The organism is Martinezella hainanensis (assembly GCF_900094555.1).
GTDB lineage: Bacteria > Pseudomonadota > Alphaproteobacteria > Rhizobiales > Rhizobiaceae > Rhizobium > Rhizobium hainanense.
Map to the genome: position 1 here is coordinate 629,545 of NZ_FMAC01000002.1, position 15,730 is coordinate 645,274.

At 53.6% G+C, this 15,730-nt stretch carries 20 protein-coding genes; 7 read left to right on the forward strand and 13 right to left on the reverse strand.

Annotation, left to right across the window (positions count from 1 at the left end; genetic code table 11):
• The 6 genes from GA0061100_RS09485 (at nucleotide 1) to GA0061100_RS09510 (ending at nucleotide 4,240) form a co-directional block, all read left to right on the forward strand.
• Complete coding sequence (locus GA0061100_RS09485) at nucleotides 1-348, forward strand: hypothetical protein (protein WP_075852423.1); 348 nt, start codon at nucleotides 1-3, stop codon at nucleotides 346-348.
• Complete coding sequence (locus tag GA0061100_RS09490; protein WP_075852424.1) at nucleotides 345-2,540, forward strand: hypothetical protein; 2,196 nt, start codon at nucleotides 345-347, stop codon at nucleotides 2,538-2,540. The genes GA0061100_RS09485 and GA0061100_RS09490 overlap by 4 nt, the downstream gene beginning before the upstream one ends.
• 31 nt (nucleotides 2,541-2,571) lie before the next feature.
• Nucleotides 2,572-2,820, forward strand: a complete 249-nt coding sequence (locus tag GA0061100_RS09495) for a hypothetical protein (protein WP_075852425.1) — start codon at nucleotides 2,572-2,574, stop codon at nucleotides 2,818-2,820.
• Nucleotides 2,807-3,409, forward strand: a complete 603-nt coding sequence (locus GA0061100_RS09500; RefSeq protein ID WP_075852426.1) for a glycoside hydrolase family protein — start codon at nucleotides 2,807-2,809, stop codon at nucleotides 3,407-3,409. Before GA0061100_RS09495 ends, GA0061100_RS09500 begins: the two co-directional genes overlap by 14 nt.
• 2 nt (nucleotides 3,410-3,411) lie before the next feature.
• Entirely contained in the window at nucleotides 3,412-3,759 is a 348-nt protein-coding gene (locus tag GA0061100_RS34620; RefSeq protein WP_075852427.1) for a hypothetical protein, read from the forward strand.
• Between the two features lie 133 nt (nucleotides 3,760-3,892).
• Nucleotides 3,893-4,240, forward strand: a complete 348-nt coding sequence (locus GA0061100_RS09510) for a DUF1515 family protein (protein WP_075852428.1) — start codon at nucleotides 3,893-3,895, stop codon at nucleotides 4,238-4,240.
• 103 nt (nucleotides 4,241-4,343) lie between these two features.
• Here GA0061100_RS09510 and GA0061100_RS09515 read toward each other — a convergent pair whose 3' ends face one another.
• The 5 genes from GA0061100_RS09515 to GA0061100_RS09550 all read right to left on the reverse strand — a co-directional run bounded on the left by GA0061100_RS09515 (nucleotide 4,344) and on the right by GA0061100_RS09550 (nucleotide 9,573).
• Complete coding sequence (locus GA0061100_RS09515; RefSeq protein ID WP_143525400.1) at nucleotides 4,344-5,303, reverse strand: hypothetical protein; 960 nt, start codon at nucleotides 5,301-5,303, stop codon at nucleotides 4,344-4,346.
• A 1,029-nt stretch (nucleotides 5,304-6,332) separates the two neighbouring features.
• The gene (locus tag GA0061100_RS09525) at nucleotides 6,333-6,815 is read right to left on the reverse strand and encodes a hypothetical protein (RefSeq protein WP_143525401.1); all 483 of its coding nucleotides are present in this window, start codon (nucleotides 6,813-6,815) and stop codon (nucleotides 6,333-6,335) included.
• Nucleotides 6,812-7,081, reverse strand: coding sequence for a hypothetical protein (locus tag GA0061100_RS09530; protein ID WP_075852431.1), 270 nt, complete (start codon nucleotides 7,079-7,081; stop codon nucleotides 6,812-6,814). Before GA0061100_RS09530 ends, GA0061100_RS09525 begins: the two co-directional genes overlap by 4 nt.
• Before the next feature lie 633 nt (nucleotides 7,082-7,714).
• Complete coding sequence (locus tag GA0061100_RS09545) at nucleotides 7,715-8,536, reverse strand: ABC transporter permease (protein WP_244557792.1); 822 nt, start codon at nucleotides 8,534-8,536, stop codon at nucleotides 7,715-7,717.
• Nucleotides 8,537-8,859: 323 nt separating this feature from the next.
• A complete protein-coding gene (locus GA0061100_RS09550) occupies nucleotides 8,860-9,573 on the reverse strand; it encodes a class I SAM-dependent methyltransferase (protein ID WP_075852433.1) in 714 nt (237 codons plus the stop codon).
• 259 nt (nucleotides 9,574-9,832) lie between these two features.
• Between GA0061100_RS09550 and GA0061100_RS34625 the strand changes: the two genes are divergently transcribed.
• Complete coding sequence (locus GA0061100_RS34625; protein WP_159444770.1) at nucleotides 9,833-10,003, forward strand: phospholipase D-like domain-containing protein; 171 nt, start codon at nucleotides 9,833-9,835, stop codon at nucleotides 10,001-10,003.
• An 81-nt stretch (nucleotides 10,004-10,084) separates the two neighbouring features.
• Here GA0061100_RS34625 and GA0061100_RS09555 read toward each other — a convergent pair whose 3' ends face one another.
• The 8 genes from GA0061100_RS09555 to GA0061100_RS09590 all read right to left on the reverse strand — a co-directional run bounded on the left by GA0061100_RS09555 (nucleotide 10,085) and on the right by GA0061100_RS09590 (nucleotide 15,670).
• Nucleotides 10,085-10,657: a hypothetical protein gene (locus tag GA0061100_RS09555; RefSeq protein ID WP_075852434.1), complete on the reverse strand. Its 573-nt coding sequence runs from the start codon at nucleotides 10,655-10,657 to the stop codon at nucleotides 10,085-10,087.
• 34 nt (nucleotides 10,658-10,691) lie between these two features.
• Nucleotides 10,692-11,603, reverse strand: a complete 912-nt coding sequence (locus GA0061100_RS09560) for a hypothetical protein (RefSeq protein WP_075852435.1) — start codon at nucleotides 11,601-11,603, stop codon at nucleotides 10,692-10,694.
• A gap of 130 nt (nucleotides 11,604-11,733) precedes the next feature.
• Nucleotides 11,734-12,846: a site-specific integrase gene (locus GA0061100_RS09565; RefSeq protein WP_075852436.1), complete on the reverse strand. Its 1,113-nt coding sequence runs from the start codon at nucleotides 12,844-12,846 to the stop codon at nucleotides 11,734-11,736.
• Between the two features lies 1 nt (nucleotide 12,847).
• The gene (locus tag GA0061100_RS09570; RefSeq protein WP_244557793.1) at nucleotides 12,848-13,585 is read right to left on the reverse strand and encodes a ribonuclease H family protein; all 738 of its coding nucleotides are present in this window, start codon (nucleotides 13,583-13,585) and stop codon (nucleotides 12,848-12,850) included.
• A 329-nt stretch (nucleotides 13,586-13,914) separates the two neighbouring features.
• Nucleotides 13,915-14,211, reverse strand: a complete 297-nt coding sequence (locus GA0061100_RS09575) for a hypothetical protein (protein WP_143525402.1) — start codon at nucleotides 14,209-14,211, stop codon at nucleotides 13,915-13,917.
• A 504-nt stretch (nucleotides 14,212-14,715) separates the two neighbouring features.
• Nucleotides 14,716-15,030 carry a hypothetical protein gene (locus tag GA0061100_RS09580; protein WP_075852438.1) on the reverse strand — a complete coding sequence of 105 codons (315 nt, stop codon included), beginning with the start codon at nucleotides 15,028-15,030 and terminating at the stop codon, nucleotides 14,716-14,718.
• A 48-nt stretch (nucleotides 15,031-15,078) separates the two neighbouring features.
• On the reverse strand, nucleotides 15,079-15,393 hold the full coding sequence (locus GA0061100_RS09585) for a hypothetical protein (RefSeq protein WP_075852439.1): 315 nt from the start codon (nucleotides 15,391-15,393) through the stop codon (nucleotides 15,079-15,081).
• 88 nt (nucleotides 15,394-15,481) lie between these two features.
• Entirely contained in the window at nucleotides 15,482-15,670 is a 189-nt protein-coding gene (locus tag GA0061100_RS09590; protein WP_075852440.1) for a MerR family transcriptional regulator, read from the reverse strand.
• Nucleotides 15,671-15,730: the final 60 nt, after the last annotated feature.

The following is a 15,730-nucleotide window of genomic DNA, read 5'->3' on the forward strand; positions in this document are numbered from 1 at the left end:
ATGTACGAAGCGAATTTTGCTCCGGTGTCGAATCGCGCTGATTGGCTGGGCACGATCGAGCTCATCAACGACGATACGAATGAAATCCTGACCGATTTCGATGGACTTTCGGTGCTGTTGGAGCTGCGTTCTCGCTCTCCGCAGTGTCGCATTTTGTCTGCTTCGACCGATGACGGCCATATCGAGTTTACCGATACCGGCATCATCCAATGGCATTTCACGGCCGATGAGATGCGGCGCCTTGCGCCTGGCACCTACGAAATCGGCATCACCATCACACGCGAAGATTTTACGGAACAGGAGCTAGTCGGCTTTGTTCCGGTCATTGACGGGATTGTCAGATCATGAGCCAGACTGCTTTGAAGATCCGGGTTGTCCCGCGCTACCCCGCAAAGGTATCGGCAACCGATGGCCTGACGGCCGTTCGCAGCGGCATCGACCTCGTCATCAAGTCCGATTATGGCGATCTCGTTCAAGTCCCAACGGTCACCAATCCGGACCGGACATTTATGTTGGCGTGGGACGCGGACATCGACAATTATCAGTCGGTTTCGTTCACCAACATCATCAACAATATCCAAGATGCGGTCATTGGCCCTCCGCTTGCCGCGATCGATGCTGTGAATCCGGGCGCCGATCAGGTGATCTATTTCACGGTGCCAGGAGTAGCGGCAACCTTCACAGCTTCGGAATATGTGCGAGGGGTCTCCAACGCCGTCGATCAGCCGTCCTATCTGTTAGCAATTGGGGCTGCGGCGAACACGGCCCTTCAGCCCATCGCTACGCGCGCTGCGATGGCCGCGCTCGTCACACCAACCTTCAAGAACGTCTATCTCAATGAGACGGATAGGGAAGGCGAATTCGCTTGGACGAGCGCCAATGTCTCGGCTTTCGTTTCGACGGACCCGACGCAAGCGCTCTATGTCCCGCCGGCATCAGATCCGACCGGCGCAAGCGGCGCGTGGGTGAGAAAATATAGCGGCACCTTCCTCGCTCGCTGGTGCGGCAGCAACCAAGCTGCGATCGAAGCGGCCCACGCGCTTGCCGATGAGATCCGCCTCGATCGAACCTTCAACATCACGTCCACATCGACTTGGCCGAATGGCAAGATCTACAGATTCGCCAACGGTGCGGGCCTCGTGGTATCCACCGGCGTCACCCTGACTATCAAGGGCACGATCGATGCAGGCGCTATGCGCGGCATTCCGGGCGTCGGCCCCAACAAGATCTTCAATTGCCTCGGCACGGGCAAGGTCATCGGTATTGCCAGAACTTGCGGCGAGTGGTGGGGTGCCGTTGGTGACTACACATCCGCCGACGATCAGCCGGCCTTACAAGCGGCACACGACAGCGTCGAAAATAGCTACGGTTCCGATTGCCTTGGAAGGCCTACTCTGCTCCTAAGAGCTGGAGGGCAATACGGTATCGACAGCACATTGGTGCTGAGGCCTAAGCACATTGTCAACCTCAGCGTCGAAGGCGGTGGTTCCGTTCTCGGGACTCGAATTTGGGTGCGTTCAACGTTCTCCGGCGTGATCGGCATTCTCGTTGACGGCCAGACAGATGGGAGCGCCGCGATTGCGGATTTTCACATCAAGGGTTTCAGCCTCTACAAAGTTTCCGGAGCTTCCGCGATTGCCGGCATTCAGGTCGGCAACAGTGGCAAGAGCCTGATCGGATATAAATGCAGCGTATTTGAAAATATCCATGTCAACGGTTTCACTTGGAACTGGAATGTTACCGGCCTGTTGACGCGACTTATTAAATGGGACCGCTGTGACGGGTGGTCGGACACCGTCTCGGGCAGCATTGGCATGCGCATCAAGGACGGCGGCACCGGATCATTCGTGGGCGATCTGATCGTCGATTCATGCCAGTTTGTCGTGCCCGTTGATAGCGGCTCTTCGGTGCAGGTTGTGTCAAGCACAAGCGGGGCACAGATCAAGGGGCTGCGCTTCCCGAACTGCACCAACTACAAAGGAAGCGAATATTTCTCGATCCAGGCCAGCGCTGGCGGCATTATTGGCGATATCTGGCTTCCTCCCGGTGTCCAGTTCGACGGTTTCGGCCAAACGATGCTGCGCATCAACGCGTCTGGCTCTGGAACGACCGTCGACGACATCCATGCGGAAGGCGTCTATTTCCGCGGTGTCAACAGCGGCTACTTCCCAGTCAATATTTCTGGCGATGGCACGGCAATCCTGAAGAATCTCTTCATCCGCGGCTGCTGGTTTGCCAACACGGCGGGTCTGGTCATCAACATATCGAAGGCGACGGCGGTCACGGTGTGCGACAATCAGCTGACGGACATCGATTCCGCTGGCAACAGCGGCATGTATTTCACGTCCTGCACGCGCGTTAGGGCAAGCGGGAACATCCTGAATCGGACCGGAACGCAACAGCTCGGCTATTTCATCACCTTCGACAGCTGCGACTATTACACATGCGATGAAAACATCGCCGGCGGTATAGTTGCCACGTCGGTCATTCGCGAAGTTTCGCCTGGCGCTCATAAATATGTAGGCGCCGGGAACATCTGAAACCGTCGCTTCCCCAATTCAAGGAAATCCCATGAAGCCGAAACTCGTCCCGAATGCGGGCCGTGTGCTCAGGCGTTCGCTCAGTCTGCGGATGATCGAGGCCTTCCTCGTGATCACGCTGCTGGACTTAGTGTCTGCGCTTGCACCCTCGCTTGCGGCTTACCTTCCCTTCAATCCGGTCTGGCTCCTCGCCGCAGCATCCGTCTGCGGTTCACTGGCCTGGGTCTTCCGGTTCGTCCTTCAATCCAAAATCTCAGGAGATCGCGATGCCGATCAGTAAGCTCCGCGCCACGCCGCGGGCAAAGGCCCTCATTGCTTCTACGGCCGCCGCTTCCGTTGCGGGATATGTCGCGATCTTTCCGGGGCAGCCGAAAGTCCACGATGACACAGCCCTCGCAATCAAGACCGCAATGCCTTGGGAAGGACGACAGCTCATCGCCTATCTCGATCGCATCGCCAAGCCGCCTGTCTGGACCGGCTGTGACGGGGACACCGATGATGTGAAGCCCAATCAGGTTTTCACGCCGGCAGAGTGCGATCAGCGGACGGCGATGAAGATGGAAAAGCGGTATCGGCCGGCGCTGGTCTCGTGCATCGCCAAGTGGGATAGCCAGCCGCTGTCCTGGCGCGGCATGATGCTTTCGCTCTCATGGAACATCGGAACCGGCGGAGCGTGTGGTTCGACTGCCTCCAGGATCGTCAATGACGCGACGCGCGCCGGCAAGAGGCCGGATTTCGTCGCCAGTTGCAACGCCGCGACCGCCTTCAATAAGGCCGGCGGTCGGATGATCATTGGCCTCACCAAACGTCGCGAGATGGGGGACGCCACCCGGATCGGCGAAGGCGAGCTTTGCGTGTCGGGGATCTGACCATGTTTGGCTTCGGTATTCTCGACTATCTCAAAATCAGCGCTGGTTTCGTGCTCGGCGCCGCTCTCGTCTTTTACCCGGCGCGCTGGATAGGCCAGGGCGAAGGAAAGCAGATGGCCGCGACGGCCGCCCTCACCAAATCCGTAACCCTTCTTCGCGATAGGAACGTTGTCAATGATCAGGTCTCTACTTCTGATGCTGCCTCTCTGTGCGCTGATTTCGGGCTGTCAGACGCCGACGCCGCAGAATGCGTGCGACGGATGGCAGAAACTAACGCCCAGCCTGGCAACGTCAGTAGCGATCCTCCAAACGGATCGGCCGTTTGCCAACCAAGTTGCGGCTCACAATAAATTCGGTCAACAGCAAAAGTGCTGGTGATGTCGGCGCGCGTGAGCCTCGTCCTCTTCCTTCTGTCGACCGGCGCTTTCCTTTGTGTGATCGCTGCCGGCCTGATCTCCCTCCTGCAGTGAAAGTTCCCATCGCATGGCGCCACCCGATGACAATTATATCCATCAGCAGATCGGCACACTTACGGCGAAGGTCGATATGCTGATTGAGGCTACGCGCCGGCAAGAAGAGAAATCCGATGCCAGCCGGGCATCGGTTCATCGGCGAGTCGACGAGATTGTTGATCGACTTGCAAAGGTCGAGAGCACCGCATCAGCCGTCCAGGAAGACGTTTCCGAGATGCGGCCTGTCACCGATGACGTGAAACGATGGAAGCTCATGGGGCTTGGAGCGCTGGGCATGATCGGAATCGCTGGCATGGCGCTTGGCGTGTCGTTTGCCGATGCGTTGAAGCGAATCGCTCTGGCGATAATCGGTAGATAGGTGGATTGCTCCGAAGGTGCCCCGCCTAGTGGCAGACGGGCAACTTAGGAAACGCCTCAATCTGAGTTGAAAACTGGATATAGCCCATTCAAACGATACGAGATCACGGCGCAAGCATGATTCGATCGCGAGTTTCCGTGACGGTGGCATCAAAAGTGACAAACTGCTGGGTATTCCCTTGGCCGGCCTCGCACGAGAGGTGCGTTTTGAAGCTTTGAGTGCTGATCTCGATACTAGGTGCGAAACGTGCAATTCCTGTATTGCCCGTTGGGGTCAAATTCGCATCCTTGGCGAAGCTGTAGCCCGCTTTAGGCGTGAGCATGACGTCTTGGACGTTCTGGCAACCGGTGGTACTGCCATGACACCCTGCTCCGCAATGAGCAGCGGCGTGCACGACCTCTTCGTCCCTCACCAGCTTAAGATTGAGCGGCATTGCCAGTTCAACGGTTGTTCCGACATAGGGAGTATTCCCCGAAGTTTTCAACTGAAGCGCAACGAGAAAATCATCATTGTTTGGCCGATTGAACACGAGTTCCTGCTCACCTGTGCCCTGAAACGGCACCACCGCATTGATAGGAGTTGCACCACTGACTTCAAGGTTTGCCGTGAAGGCGTTCGGGAGATATGATTTAACCTTGATGACGATCAGGCTTTTATTCGATTTCTCAACCCATGCGCTCAGGGGGCTATTAGACGTCTGTCGAAGGCACTCTGCGTATGCTTGAAATCCCACATCGGTTAATCCGTTAAAAGTGTAATTGGCTTTGATCTGCTGCCTTGCATTCATATCGTACTTTGAGAAGAAATCGGATCTGGCGCTATCAAACTGGTCGTAGCTTGCCGTTGCAGGAATATCCAAGATTTGGGCACCCGCATTTCCATTCTTTTTATGCTCTTCGTAATTCGATGAAGTAATTGTCTTTAGTAATGAATATTCGAATGCATAATCAACACTCTGGCTAATCTGTGTTGGCGTTAGAGCGGCGATACAATCAGCGTGAGCATTGGAAAAGATCAAAAGTGAAGGGAATATAAAAAAGAAACTGCCTAGAAGTGGCTTCATGTGCGCCGTCCGTAAGCTTAGATAATTCGGAATCTATTCATCCAAGTTCCTTGAGAGAAGTCAACTGCTTCAAGAGGTAATCGCGTGTTATAACTGGGAACGACCCAACGATCCGGCCATTTTGGAATCCAAAAGGCGGGTCGTGCTACTCAAACAAAATTGCCCCGCCGGGTGGGGCCAGGCAGGGCAGCAACAGGAACTCTGTTGAATGCGCGAGTGGGGGTAAACTGGAGTTTAGTAACTTGCGTATCTTCAATCTATCATTGTGTGGCAGTTTTGTGAATGCCGCGGATCCACGATCCGGCGACGGGCATTAGACGATCAATAATTACGTTCTAAGCACGAACTATTCACAAACGGTCTCGCGCACTACCACCCGATGATGATGGCGGTAAGCGTAGCGCCTCTCTGTCCAGCATCGGCGATGATACCTATAGCGCGGGCCGTCATAATAGCCATCATATGCGTAAGCTGGCGGGTAGCGATAATACCGCGGCGGCGGCCGATCATAGTCGTAGCGAGGTCCGACCCCGTACTCGAAGTAAACCTGAGAGAATGCCGGCGATGCGGCCAAAGTCGTTGCGAGCGCCAGCGCCGCGATTACGATATTTTTCATTTCTTCGTCCCATCCGATCTGGACAAATTCATTGGCAGCGATGTGTCTCCCGCCTCGGATGTTCATACGGCATGAGAGATGTCTGTGAATATGGACCAAAGTCCTGGTTAAATGCGGACTTAGGCCTGATGCCTAGCGACGACATGGCATGATGCAACATCCTTCAGCCGCGGGGTGATCGACGACATCAACAAGGTCGGGGCGCAGGCTCAGGTTCTTAGCTCGAGGATATACAGGGAAAGGCAGACGAAACGCTCTTCGGGACGCCGATCGTCAGGCCCTGGTGGCCCGCCGTCGCCGCTGGGGATATCGGTTGGCGCCATCATCACATGGGCGAGCGATACCGCCTCAGCTATCGTTCGTCACTGGCTGAGGCTTTAATGTCGCCTTCGACGGCGCACTTAAATTTGATTTCAGGGCGAAGGATTGTTAGGGCGTGGTCGTGTGGATTGTATCAACTGGTCGAGCTTTCCATTCAGACCGTCGATTTGCGGTTTGTTTTTATCGAGGGCGGCTTGCGCAGCGCGCTCCGAAACTTGCTGAGCATCCATACCTAGGCCAAACCATTGAGATCCAAAAGCCATAATGGCTACAGTAAGTCCGAGCGCTGCAATCGCAGTTACGATTATCGTGGTTTTAGTGCCAGCAGTTGAGCGCTCGATACTATCCATTCGCTGGTTGATGAGCTTCAGCTCTCCAAGCAACTTTTCGAATTTCGTATCTGTTCGGGCTTCCGCAGCCTCAATTTTAGCATCGATCTCACTCATGCCATCAAATGTGCCACCTCCGCCGCCACCATGCAATGGTCCAGTGTTCATAGACATCTTTGCGGCAGAAACTCTACCTGACGGAAGGTGATCAGCATCGGAAATATTGAGACGAATGACGTTTGTCATCTCGGCTCCCAGTTTTGAAGATTAAGCATTCCTTTGACGACCAGTTCGGCGCCGCCGGCGCCGCCGTTTGCAATTGCAGCCATAAAATGCACCGTGTTTAGAGCTGGTCCCTCGAAAATGAATTCACATTCGATAAAATCACAATTTATCAACGAGGGTGGTCGGCCACCCTCGTAAATCATTTTACAGTGCTCAAATATGGTGTCTCGGTGATCTGCGTAGTCGAGTTTAATTATCTGGTCAGCGACGCGTTTCTTTTCACTCATGCGGATACCTTTTAATTACGCATCGATCTTTGCTTGACGCTAGTTGCCGACAAATATCAAAAAACGAAGGAATGTCGACGGTTTCCCGTATGTCTTGGATCATGGCCACAGCCCGTCGAGCGCGCATTTTTCGATGCGGTTGATCTGATCATGTCCCTCTCCGCGCGCTCGATTTCCTCGAGAAAGTCATTGACGGTACTCATCTCCTGCATTCCATTTTCGATCGGCTGATGGACCCATTTTTGCAAAGAAACTTGCCGTCCGATGTGCACGAGACGATGCCGCCTTTCTTCCCAGAACACGGGGTATTTCGCGCGTCCACCAATGTGGGAACGGCCACAATTGCGATTGTTAAAAAAAGAAATGTGAGACGCGGGATTGATTTCGACATTGCATCCTCCGATGCATGCCACATTTCATCGAAATCGCGCAAAAGTCGAGCCGCTTCCAGCAAGCGTTCCCCACAGCTTCACATCTTTCCAAATCGGCTTGCGGATAGTCCCGATCTGAACGAGCTGGCACATGTTCATGCCAATGAGCTCTTTCGGTGGAGGGCTCACCAGATCGGCGGTTAGGCTTAAACCCATCTCGTCGGCGCTGGTCAAAAAACCTCGCAAAGCAGTCTGGTAGGTTTCAGTTTTCCATAAGTTGTCGTCGGAAAAGCTTTTCTATCGCGAGTCCGATGAATAGGGCGCAGGTTCCAAACCAAAGGACATAGGGAATATCCACGAGACGATCACTGTAATTTCCATAGTAGGCCGTCCTCATCCACTCCACACAGACCAAAACTGGATTGTATGCCAAAATATCTCCGATATAGAACGGCAACTCTGATGGAACGAAAACAGCTCCAGAGCCGATGTATACGAGGATCATCAGCAGGACATAGACGGTCAAGAAAAGTGGTTGGATGAGTGACAAAAGTCCAGCGATCGTTCCGCAGCCCACCGCAAGATAAAGTGTCGCGAGAAAGCAGAGTACCGCTTTTTCCAGATCTTCCGGGAATGGATCCTGACCCGTAACCCAAAGAATAAATATCAAAAGAGCGATCATGATGAACGCGGAGACGATTTCCAGTGCTGCTCGTCCCCATAGCACATCCAAAATTTTAACCTGCTGAAAAGCGAGCATTGGTCGATTTGTGACTGCGGAATATGCCATGAATCGCGATAGATACATAAAAGTAAGAGTGGGCATCAAACCTGTGGCTGTAAACGTAGCCACGCTGTCGCCGTACGGCGGAGCTCCATGCACGACGAACATTCTGATAAGCAACAAGACCACCATATGCACCAGCGGCCAAAGCGGAACGACAATAAAACCTAAGCCGTGATTGAAGAACCTGGTCCTCATATCTCTTAACATAACAGCCCAAATCGCGTTCCCGTTTGAGCGGATCGAATCTTGAAAAGCGCCAAATTTTCCGGGACCGTTTCGTTTGGTCTTATTGAACATATTTTAGGTATCCTGCGGCGCGCAACGCATAGAGAACTATGAAAAACAACAGCGTAGCGATCATAAGATCGACGTTGAATTTGTTGAACAGAGCTAGATAGCTCTGTTTTGGCGCCTCTTTAAGCAACCTCTTTTTGCTGTGCGTCATTCTGTGGTTGCCTGGACAAGAGAGTCGATCGATAGAGTGCCTATCGTGAATCGACTATAAACTGACGATCACCCATAGCAAGATCATCATCGCAATCGATAATCGCCTGACCAGCGGGGGATCATACTGAGTTTCCTTCACGGTTTCAGGGAACTCTAAGAATAGACGAAAGCCGTCATTTCACATGCTCACTTGGCCACGTTTTTCCGAGAGTGAAGAGATTCTCTGGAGAAGATATTAGCGAACGCAGAAAGTGTTTTCGGCCCAATTGCGCCAGGGCGTTGGCGTGAGCAGTCAATTCGTTTGGCTTCGCATCTCTCTTCAAGATTTCCTGAAAGGCGTTAGCGACAAAGGTTTGTGCATCTTCGGATGGGGGAACCCTCTCTTCCCAATTAGATGTTTTCACCGCCTCGCAACCTATCAACCAAAGTTTCTCGATGGTGAATTTGGGCACTGTGAACCCCGCTGCGGTCAGATAAGTCCAGAGAGTTGCCTGCGTGAATCCGTTAAAATGGAAGTCGCCTGGATGTTTCTGATTGCCGAACATGCAGCGCATCCAGTTGAACTCTATTTCGAAACCGGGATCAGAGCGCATCCTGTCAATGATGCCATAGACATAGCTTGTCTGGATTTTGAGAACGCCGCCGACTTCAAGAAGATTGGCCCAATCGAGCAGGGCGTTCATGGTGTGTGCGTGAGGGATATGTTCCAATACATCCCAAGCCAAGATTTCATTGAAGTGGCCTTGGGGGAGTGGTGTCAGATCGTTATTTTTGACAAGAAAGTCTGGTTTGCAGGCTTCATCAACATCAATGGCTAGATAGCCGGGATAGCGCTTATAGCCAGCGCCCATGTTGATCTTCTTGATGCTCATATCCATTTCGAACATAGAACTTCCTTCAGATATGGCCGCCAAGAGATCTCCCAAGTTTTAACTTGCTCACTGTGGAGCCGTAGTCTTCGATAGCGATCCGTTATTCTTATCTGTAGAGCGTGAATTGTTAATGAGTATTGCTACAAGATGGCAAGCGGCAAACTCGGACACAAAGATTAAAAAATTGCTGAATAGGTGCATCTTGTGAGCGCTCGTTATGTGACGCTGTCATCGCGTCCGGGCCTACGGCTTCGCATCGCTTCCGATCATCCATGTGCTACAGCGAGCCGCGGGTAGGGGCGTCGAGGTTCTCGCGATCCTCGACAAGACGAACGAGCGGAAATATTCGGGCGCCACGCTACTCGAAGTCGCCTGCGTTCCGGTCTGGATCGATTTCGAGCCGGCCATCGCCCACAACAAGGTCATGGTGGTCATCGGCAAGTAGCCGCGCAGCGGTAGCCATACTGATTGCGCGAGTTAGCATCATGGCTTCGGCCGTTACAATTTTATGTCCTTACGGAAGGGATTATCGCGCGACATGCTGGCTATCTATCCTTAGAGCTTCGAACGTATTTTCTGGCTTCGGCTCGGGGGTAAGTATGTATCCAGTCGTCGATTTTTTTGCCGAGAAATAGGCGATTTCGATATCCTCGTAGCCGATCAAGGGCCAGGAATAATGCGCTTCCACCTTCAGCATGGCGCCGTCGACGTCGGAACGAGAAAAACACCCCCTTGATGCTATCGCCTTTTTCGGGAAGTTTTTTATCGCAAGCAGGTCATTGCTGCTCGATAGTGCGTTCACTCCGACAGAGCTGCCAACTAAAACGCAGCTAAACCAAACGTCATATACCGGGAAATTGCCAGTATTCGACACTAAGAACTGCGTCGCAAATATTTGGCTTCCATCAAGATTCGCGCCAGAAGTAATCGAGACTGATGGCGCAAAAATCTGCCAAAGCGTAAATATGGTAACGATTATACCGGCGTAATCCCAGAATCCTCTCCAACCACGGCGGAACTTGGTCCACCATCCTTCTTTTCCCTTTTGGCTCGTCGCATTTTTTTTCTTTTGATGTGTATTATACGGACGTTTTCCCACTCATCGATCTCCATAGCCTGATCGAACCGCTCGCTCAAAAAGCAAATTTCGCTGGCGTCCATTGGCCTGTTTGTAAGTCCGGATAATACATGTCCTCGGGAGCAAAACGCGGTCGCGATTCCATTGAAAGCATTCGCTCATGATCGTACGTGAAGACCCTGGGATCGAACTGTGCCTCGAGCAGAATGGCGATTGCTGAGACTGCTGATATGCAATGCGAAAGCGTTGCTTTGTCATAGTTTTTATATCGGTCATGCTTGACCTCATTATATGCCTGATACCAGAGAAGGCTTTTCGTCGGATTGTCTTTTACCCAGTCAGCGAAGGGGCGGACTGGATCGAGCCACGGATAAGGTGCCAATCGAACCGAATATTCTTTGAGCTTTAGAACATCGCACGTTTTGAAGTAGTCCTTGGTGCTGCTTCCCTCATACTCGTTAGCGCGCAGGACCGACTTCCATTGCGCCTCAACTTCCGTACAGCACACAATCAACAGGTTCATTATGGCCGGGCCGTAGACGTTCGCGTTTGAGCCACCCGGCTCAATTACTCTGAAGATCTCAGAAAGTTGGCCAAGAATTGCCGACAAATGATCTCGTGCGCGAGCAATGAATTCTTGATCGCTTTGCGAACGAGGTATCCAATAACTCGGTCCACCGTGGTTTTGCCTGTAGATGCGTGAATGATAATAGCCAGGAGGGAACAGCAGCTCTCTAACTTCACGCTCGACGCCTTCGGTAGTGAGTTCGGAGGGATAGGGCGGTCCGTTTAAGAACCTCTCAACCAGATTTTCGCTAGGGGCTGCGGTGATTTCCTGCTTGAGGCTGCTGATAGCTCGTGTGCTGGTTACCATCCAGCAGGGGGCAATGACCTCTAACTGAGGCCCGTATGCCACGAAATAGCGAGGAGTTTCGTCAGGACTCGAAGCTTGCTGATCATCTGTCATGTTCGCCTCCCGCTTTAGCTGGTGAAGGTGACACGAGGCGTGCTCGAGTCAAGCGCTCCATGCTGGCTCGGGTCCAGGCAGCGTGGGTCAAAGCGGCGATTGAAAGGGCCATCAAGTCCAAACAGCGCGTTTAATCCTTCGTAATCTTCATCCAGAGCCAGTCCGCATATTTGTCGCCTTTCTTCCGGATGTGCGTGTAGCGCTTCAGGCTGTTCCATGACCGATGGCCTGAGACGGTTGCGACGCGTGGGATCTCCCAACCGAGCTCAAACAGGCGGGAAATCCCCTCGTGCCGCATGTCGTGGAAGTGAAGATCGTCGATGCCGAGCATCTTACATGTGTTCGTAAAGTTGCTCGAGATGGTCCCAGGGTTAAAGGGGAAAATCCGTGGCCCAACCTTCGGCATGGCGTCGATTATGATGAGAGCCTCTGGGGTGAGGGAGCATCGCACATCATTGCCGATCTTTTGGTCGGGGTGCTTCATATCTCGTACGAGAATCTCCATGTTTTCGCGGTCAAGGTCGTCCCATCGTAATGTGGTGATCTCCTCTTGTCGCCGCGTTGAGAAGATTCCAAACAGGATGATCTTGTGCATCGGGGAGGCTTCGACCGTGCGCTGGCTTCTTTCAAAAAAATAGGTAAGCAGGAGCTTGAGCTCCGCAAGCGTCGGGCGTCTCTTGCGTTCGCCGCTACGACTGATGATCCCGAGCCACTTCAGCACCTTCGTGGCATCACGAAAGGCCTGTTCGCTTAGCTCATAACCCCACATCGGCCTAGCGATCGCGAAGATTGAAGCGAGATGCGACATATAGTTGCCAACGGTCTGAGGCTTACGTGCGATGCTCTCCTCCCTGCCATTCGTATCGGGATTCCAGCCAACTGCGAGATCCTTCGCGAAGCGCGTCAAATCGGTGCTGGCTATTTCGCCGCACCGCATGAAGGCAAGTTCGTGTTTCTTGATCACGTTGAGAACTTGGGTTTTGGTGCGCCCGATGTCTTTGACCGAATCCTTGAGATACTGATCGATCGCATCGGCAAGCGTAACGTCAGGTCTGAGCAGTCGCTGAAGAGCCCCTGGCTCATCTAGGGCCGCCTCCCGTTTATTAAGCCATGCCTTTGCTGCCGGCTTTCGGTCGAAGGTCTGAGCTTCGGTGTGCACAAGCTTGCCGCCTCGCTTCATCCGGATCTGGGCGGTGTAAGCCTTGGTCCCGTTTCGGCGGGTTCGTTCGGATATGGTGCCCATTTCACGCTGCCCCCGCGACAAGCGAGGGGGCGTCCGACGGCAATGTTTGAGGGCAACCCTCGGATGCTGCCGTTTCCATGGCTTTGCGGCGTCCGATCACGGACAGTTCGTCGGCGCGCTCATTGCCTTCGATTCCGACGTGGCCTTTGACCCATGCCACTGTCAGCTCTGAGCATTTGTTCAGCGCCTCATCGATCGCCTGCCACAGTTCTAGATTCTTCACCACACCGGTCTCTGGCTTAGTGGCGGCAGGTCCTTTTCGGCTCCAGCCGTTCTTCTTCCAATTGTGCCGCCAGATGTTGCAGCCATTCACGACATACTGGCTGTCGCACCAGATCGTAGCCGCCTGATCCTTCAAGAAATGGTCGATGAGCCATTGGACCGCCTCGAGCATGCCCGTCATTTCCATGACATTGTTCGTGGTCTCGCCAAGGCCACCGGACAGCGCCGCAACTTCCAGGCCGTCCCTGTAGACGACAACGCCCCAGCCACCGCTTCCCGGGTTCGGCTCGCAGGCACCGTCGCAGAAGATGTGTACGCCGAAAGAGGTATCTGGAACTTGGTTGACCTTGTCGACGCGAGCGACATGTTTGCCTCGCTTTGAGCGTTTTGCGGCGGACGGAGCCGGAGCGGCCGACGACGACATTTCCCTGTTGGCCGTTCCGTTACGATTGTGAGGAGTGCTGAGCGCGTCGGTATCCTTTTCAGGAACAGCTTTCTGGATCTCCCGCAATGTCATGTAGAGATCTTCTTGGAACTTAATCCGGGTTTTCAATAATTTCTGTGCGATCCATGCCGCTTGACGCGCTGTTTTGAACGCATGGATATCGACCTGTCGCTTTCGAAGATATGCTGCAAGTCGCTCGAGCCCTTCTGGCCATATGTACATTTCTCTGTCTCATCGTGGTTTCCGTTAATCGGAGCCGCTCCCAGGAATTCCGGAAGCGGCGGTTCGATCGATCTCCAGAAGTGCCACGATTGGCAAAACTTATAGCCAGCCTACCGCTGAGGCGCATGGAGCCTGGCGAGACCGTAGGTTGAGCGGGCCGAAGGCTGGCGCGAAGCGCCTCAGGCTTGGTCCGGTCTCCTCACGCCGCGGTCGATTTCACGATATCTAATCTGTGTCTTGATCCGACTGATCAAGTCGTCGGCGATCTTCTCCGCCCGCTCCTTGCCGAATATCAGTTCCATTTGCTTCCGAGTCTGTACGCGGATGCTGTTCAACCTACCGGTACGTGCCGGTTTGTCGAGGTCGATAATCGCCTTCGCAGCTCCAGCGGTCGCTCCATGACTTCGATGAAGTGGAAATGGAACGATCTCCGCAGGCGGCTTCCATGAGAGAAGGTCGAGTTGTTCTTCAGTCATCGCGGCTTGCTCCCATATCAGGACCGCCAACGCATAAGGGATACGTTGGCGAGACCTCTCCCTTACTTAGCCCGGGGATACGTTGGCGAGACCTACCGTCAGATGGCACAGAGATTCGAAGCACTCTGACACGCTCTTGCACGCTATCGCCATCCTGATATTCGACCATGAGGTACCCCAAGTTCTTCAGCCGGCTTATGTCTCTATGAGTTGATCGAAGCGATCGACCGGAGCGACATGAAAGCGCCTTATCGGTAAGGCGACATGTTCCATCCCGTCGCGACACGTGGGACGATATACAGTCCAGCGTCGATCTGCATAGCCTCAACCCGGCCAAATCACCCGCGGCTCGCACTTGCCAGTCTTGGATATACTCTCCCGCAACAACGGGACGTGTCGGCCATAGGTACGGAATGGCCGGAACCGGGGCTATCTTCCGCGGTTGCCCGGAGAAGACGAATTCCTCTTCCAATCCGGATGGAAGGAGGGAACGACGTTGATGTTTCATGACAGCCAAGCAGCGTCCTCGTACCAACGCACGGCCGTCTCGAGCCGGCGCTGCGCATTGCGGTACAGGCGCTTGGCATTTGCAAGCTCAGCGTAGTCGTCGCTGAGAGCGCTGAGCATAGCCTCCCACTGGTCGCTACCTCGCTCGACAAACTCAATGCCTCGTGTAGCTTTCCAGTCGGCGAACGAAATGCTCAAATGGCCTTTGAGATGCTTGACGTCGCTAAGTAGGCGTTGAGCTTCGATCGCTCTGTCGCCGACGGTTTCCTTTAGATTTGTCAGCGTTTTCCGGCTGTTAACGGGTTTTGCCAATGTTTTGTTCTCCGGGTTTTGATGAGGTAAGACGGGGTGAGGACCGACTTACACCGCGATTTCCGACGCTTTGGTGCCCGCAAGAGCAGCGATGAAGCCGTTGAGCTGCTCGAGAATGCCATCGATGAAATCGCCGCGCGAATGCTCAAGCTCGGCTTCCATCTTCCGCAGCAACGCTGTTGCCTCTTGAGGCGAACGGATTGGAAAGCGGCCGGAGTGGATCGCCTCCCAGTTTTCAAGGTAGCGCTCAACGGCCGCCTCGTCGTCGACATCGTGGGTAGCTGCGAGGTGGGCGTCCAGCGCCAGAGCCTCAGTCAAGGTTTTCGGCATAGCTTCGCCAGCCGCGGTCAATGCGGTGTGCATCATAGACTCCTGATTTTGATGAGCTTTTTGTTTTACTACCGGAAAATCCGGTAGATATGCCGTCAGATTAACTTCGGAAATTCCGAGCTTAGGCGACGTCGTCCATGAAAAAAGCGATCAGCTTGCTCCGCTCTGCTACCCAGCGTCCGCCCACCTTCTTCGCTGGAAGTTGACCGCTGGAGAGAAGGTGAAAGGTCTGCCTTTCGGTTCGCCCAATGAGTTTCGCGATTTCCTCAACTTCCCAAATGAGGTCGAGTGGCTTCTTTTCTGATGTCATGTTGCCCGTCCATTTTGCATCATAGGTGTAAAATTATCGACTTATTTACACTATATAGAC

Bases quoted from the DNA above. Each gene is read 5' to 3' on its own strand.
- GA0061100_RS09485 (WP_075852423.1), top strand. From the start codon at position 1: ATGTACGAAGCGAATTTTGCTCCGGTGTCGAATCGCGCTGATTGGCTG.
- GA0061100_RS09490 (WP_075852424.1), top strand. From the start codon at position 345: ATGAGCCAGACTGCTTTGAAGATCCGGGTTGTCCCGCGCTACCCCGCA.
- GA0061100_RS09495 (WP_075852425.1), top strand. From the start codon at position 2,572: ATGAAGCCGAAACTCGTCCCGAATGCGGGCCGTGTGCTCAGGCGTTCG.
- GA0061100_RS09500 (WP_075852426.1), top strand. From the start codon at position 2,807: ATGCCGATCAGTAAGCTCCGCGCCACGCCGCGGGCAAAGGCCCTCATT.
- GA0061100_RS34620 (WP_075852427.1), top strand. From the start codon at position 3,412: ATGTTTGGCTTCGGTATTCTCGACTATCTCAAAATCAGCGCTGGTTTC.
- GA0061100_RS09510 (WP_075852428.1), top strand. From the start codon at position 3,893: ATGGCGCCACCCGATGACAATTATATCCATCAGCAGATCGGCACACTT.
- GA0061100_RS09515 (WP_143525400.1), bottom strand. From the start codon at position 5,303: ATGAAGCCACTTCTAGGCAGTTTCTTTTTTATATTCCCTTCACTTTTG.
- GA0061100_RS09525 (WP_143525401.1), bottom strand. From the start codon at position 6,815: ATGACAAACGTCATTCGTCTCAATATTTCCGATGCTGATCACCTTCCG.
- GA0061100_RS09530 (WP_075852431.1), bottom strand. From the start codon at position 7,081: ATGAGTGAAAAGAAACGCGTCGCTGACCAGATAATTAAACTCGACTAC.
- GA0061100_RS09545 (WP_244557792.1), bottom strand. From the start codon at position 8,536: ATGTTCAATAAGACCAAACGAAACGGTCCCGGAAAATTTGGCGCTTTT.
- GA0061100_RS09550 (WP_075852433.1), bottom strand. From the start codon at position 9,573: ATGTTCGAAATGGATATGAGCATCAAGAAGATCAACATGGGCGCTGGC.
- GA0061100_RS09560 (WP_075852435.1), bottom strand. From the start codon at position 11,603: ATGACAGATGATCAGCAAGCTTCGAGTCCTGACGAAACTCCTCGCTAT.
- GA0061100_RS09565 (WP_075852436.1), bottom strand. From the start codon at position 12,846: ATGGGCACCATATCCGAACGAACCCGCCGAAACGGGACCAAGGCTTAC.
- GA0061100_RS09570 (WP_244557793.1), bottom strand. From the start codon at position 13,585: ATGACATTGCGGGAGATCCAGAAAGCTGTTCCTGAAAAGGATACCGAC.
- GA0061100_RS09575 (WP_143525402.1), bottom strand. From the start codon at position 14,211: ATGACTGAAGAACAACTCGACCTTCTCTCATGGAAGCCGCCTGCGGAG.
- GA0061100_RS09585 (WP_075852439.1), bottom strand. From the start codon at position 15,393: ATGCACACCGCATTGACCGCGGCTGGCGAAGCTATGCCGAAAACCTTG.
- GA0061100_RS09590 (WP_075852440.1), bottom strand. From the start codon at position 15,670: ATGACATCAGAAAAGAAGCCACTCGACCTCATTTGGGAAGTTGAGGAA.